2 protein-coding genes and 1 pseudogene are annotated in these 2719 nt (G+C 64.0%); 1 reads left to right on the forward strand and 2 read right to left on the reverse strand.

Going from position 1 to position 2719, the window contains the following annotated elements; translation table 11 throughout:
• Positions 1 to 242 (forward strand): annotated as a pseudogene (locus tag JWQ24_RS28330) (hypothetical protein); the annotation flags it as partial.
• Positions 243 to 251: 9 nt separating this feature from the next.
• Here the strand turns inward: JWQ24_RS28330 and JWQ24_RS28335 are convergent.
• Together JWQ24_RS28335 and JWQ24_RS28340 are read right to left on the reverse strand one after the other, a co-directional pair.
• Positions 252 to 899 carry a response regulator transcription factor gene (locus JWQ24_RS28335; RefSeq protein WP_299815881.1) on the reverse strand — a complete coding sequence of 216 codons (648 nt, stop codon included), beginning with the start codon at positions 897 to 899 and terminating at the stop codon, positions 252 to 254.
• Positions 893 to 2401, reverse strand: coding sequence for an ATP-binding protein (locus JWQ24_RS28340; RefSeq protein WP_299815884.1), 1509 nt, complete (start codon positions 2399 to 2401; stop codon positions 893 to 895). Before JWQ24_RS28340 ends, JWQ24_RS28335 begins: the two co-directional genes overlap by 7 nt.
• Positions 2402 to 2719: the final 318 nt, after the last annotated feature.

The raw sequence follows: 2719 nt of genomic DNA on the forward strand, positions 1-2719 counted from the left end.
TGCTCGCGCTCATTTCACCGGCAGGAATCGGCATGGGCGACGTCAAGCTGTCCGCGTTGCTCGGCCTGGCGCTCGGCTACCTTGGCTTTTTTCCGCGACTGATCGGAGGCACCGCCGGATTCGTCGTCGGAGGGCTAGTGTCCCTGATCGCGCTGCTGGCGAGACGGGTCACGCTGCGGAGCTCGATCCCCTTCGGACCCGCCATGCTTGTCGGGGCCTTTGTCGGACTGCTGCTCTCCTGAGCCCGCTATCTATGCCCTCCTGAGCAGCTCGAAGGCGCTCTCGCGGTCGCCGACGGCGAGCTTGCGCATTACCGCGGACACATGCACCCGCACTGTGGTCGGAGAGACGAAAAGCCTGCGACCGACCTCGTCCGTAGAGATGCCCTGACTCAGCATCTCGATGACCTCCCACTCGCGGGGGCTGAGCCTGCTTGCGGCCGACGATCTTCGCGCGAAACGCTTGCGCGAGGGCGCACGGAACTCATCGACGATTCGTGTGACGAGTGCCGGAGGCATCGCGGTCTCGCCGGCCAGTACGCTCCGCAGCGCGGCCGGCAGCGTTTGCGGATCGGAACTCTTGAGCAGGTAGCCCGACGCACCCGCCCGCAGAGAGTCGAACAGATCCTCGTCCAGCTCCGACTGGGTGAGCATCACGATCGCGGTCTCCGGCAACTGTCGGCTGATCTGCTGGGCGGCCTGGATGCCGTTGCCTGGCATATGGATGTCGAGCAGCGCCACCTCTGGCCGCCACTGGAGAGCGAGATCGATAGCCTCGTCGGCGCTCGCGCCCTCCCCGCAGATCACGCAGCCGCCCGCCTCAAGGGCCTGTCGGATTCGCGAGCGGATCGGTGCATGGTCGTCCGCAAGGATCACGCGGATGCCGCTGTCGGTTACCATCGCACCGTCACCTGGCTTCCCAAACCGACGTCAGCCGCGACATCGAATAAACCGGGAAGCGTACGAGCGCGCTCCCGCATGCTGGTCAGACCGTAACCGCCATCCTCATGGACGGCGGAGACGTCGAAGCCAGTTCCGTTGTCCTCTATTGTCATGTGCCGACTTCCAGCAGCCAACCGGAGGCTCACCCGCATCGACGTGGCCTTCCCATGGTGGACGGCATTTGATACTGCCTCGCGCACGATACGCGTCAATGCGTGTTGCTGGTCGGAGTCAGCTTCGATGGAGTTGTCGAGATCGACGACCAGTGCGAATCCATACCTTTCCGCCATTTCGGCCAAGGCGCGGCTAAGAGTAGAGCTCAGCGGCTCGTCGTTCGTGCGTCCCAGGGTCTGCAACGCTCCCCTGGCCTCATCGAGAGCGCGGTCACATGCTCCGACGATGTGCTTGCGACAGGTGGGATCTCCGGCGATGGACTGGCTCTCCAACCGGATGTATGCGATCTCCTGGATAACCCCGTCATGGAGTTCGCGCGCCGTCCGCAAGCGGTCGTCCACGACGGCGACGCTGGCCTGGGCACTCAAATACCGCCTGATCGCGTGGACCGCCCCCATGAGCAACAGCAGGTAGCAACCGGCTCCAAGCAAGTCGCCGGTGTAGACCCAATCGGAATAGAGCGACGGGAAGATCGTGTAGTCGATCCGCGCAAACGCGCCGAGAGCACAGGCCGGCCCGAACCAGCGGAACAGGTCGTCGTCGTGCCGCGCCGAGTGTGACGCGAAGGCGATCGATGCGATGAAGAGGGCCGCAATGCCAACGCCCTGGGCGACGAGGAAGAGTGGATGTCCGGTAAGAAGGGGTTGCAGCGATGGCGCGATGCCTGGCTTGAGGTCGAACGCGATGGGCAGCTGCGATTTCGCTATCCAAAGGATCGAGGACAGTGCCACGATCATCGCCCCAGGCACGATCGTGGACAGATACCTCGAAGCGGAGTGCGACGCAAGCCGTCCCCTGGTCAGTGCTGCCGCCGCGATCAGGAGGGCACCCAGAACGCGCAGGACGACGGGCAGCCAGATTCCGATGGCTCCCGACGACGGTGCGCCGTATGGCCCGATCAGATAGGTCAAACCGAGAGATGCGGCCGCGAGCAGGATGAGCCCCTGGGCGAGCAGCAGGTCCTGCAACCTGCGCCGGTTCACGAATCGGCAGTGGAGGAGGTAGGCCACTCCCAGCGCGACGCAGGCCTCGACACTTCCGAGCACCAGATGAATCGAGCGACTTTGGAGCCCGAATGCGCGGAACGGATCCCAGAGGATGAGCAGTGTCACGACAAGGCCGACGGCCCACGCTGCGACGAGCCTCAACTTCGGGAGCTGCAACACGGGTCTCCGCACTCGTCCCGCGGTGCGGGAGTCACGATGCGGTCTCGGATGCGCTGTGGTGATGAGCGCAGTAGAGAAGTCCAGCGGGAAGAAATTACCTGTACGAGTGATGCCCATCATGGTTGCGCCTGGGGTTTGGCTAGTGGCGGCAGTCGGGTGGCCGCTCGGGTGAGGCGAGTCTATGTAGGCGTTCCGCCACCGCGTAGCCCCGCTTCGAGGGTCACGAGCCCGGTTGGCGCGCACCCCGCGAGTCGTGCGAGCAGTTCCATGGCGGTCGACTCGGGCTGCACAGCATCCATATTCACAACCAAAAACGAAGGAGTTCTCGCCGCTTTCGCGTCTGAACACCCACTTCGTGCCCACTTCTGGCGAAAAACTCCTTCGTTTTCAGCACCAGGGCCGTGACCGTCAGAAGATCATCGGCCGATCGTCGTCGTC

Origin of the sequence: Tardiphaga sp. (genome assembly GCF_028290495.1) — a bacterium.
In the GTDB taxonomy this organism is placed as follows: Bacteria; Pseudomonadota; Alphaproteobacteria; order Rhizobiales; family Xanthobacteraceae; genus Tardiphaga.